This is a genomic window from Psychrobacter sp. ANT_H56B (assembly GCF_008369245.1).
Lineage (GTDB): Bacteria > Pseudomonadota > Gammaproteobacteria > Pseudomonadales > Moraxellaceae > Psychrobacter > Psychrobacter cryohalolentis.
The window spans coordinates 1-573 of sequence record NZ_VOBF01000027.1 but is presented as its reverse complement, the minus strand read 5'-3'; the positions used below and the strand labels follow the sequence as shown (position 1 = coordinate 573).

Below are 573 nucleotides of genomic sequence, written 5' to 3'. Positions count from 1 at the left end.
GGGGCTGTAGTAGATAAGGATTAAATATCACACCATTTTCTCAACGTTTTAAGCTGATTAGACGGTGCGCCATAATTGAATCTAAACTCACACTCTTTTAAAAATAGAGGGAAGTTCTTTTTATCAATCCCATTATATTTTCTGAGTGTTCTTTTAGACTGATTCCAAAAGTTCTCAATACCATTGATGTGATTGTTTTTACCACAAGTAAATTCTTTAGAGTGGTTGACTCTAAAATGCTTAAATTCGCTCACATCCAATGCATTGTAACTTCGATAGCTATCAGTATAAACAAAGCTGTCAGGCTTAATTTTACGCTTGATAACGGGCATTAGAGTACTTTGTTTGGTATCTGCTACGACAATGGTATAAACCTTACTATTTCGTTTTAGAATACCAAATACGGCTGTTTTACCAGTAGCCCCGCGACCTCTTTTTCCTTTACGTACGCCGCCAAAGTAACTTTCATCTAATTCGACTTCACCATCAAAGAGCTCATCAGCTTGTAATGAGAGATGGTGATCTATAACAAGTCTTATTTTATGATAAAAAAGTGCAGCAGTGTTAGGCTGG

At 36.3% G+C, this 573-nt stretch carries 1 protein-coding gene; it reads right to left on the bottom strand.

Going from position 1 to position 573, the window contains the following annotated elements:
- Positions 1 to 20: 20 nt before the first annotated feature.
- Positions 21 to 573 (bottom strand): IS1595 family transposase (locus tag FQ082_RS12915; protein ID WP_149493458.1); only part of this gene is annotated, 553 nt, incomplete at its 5' end.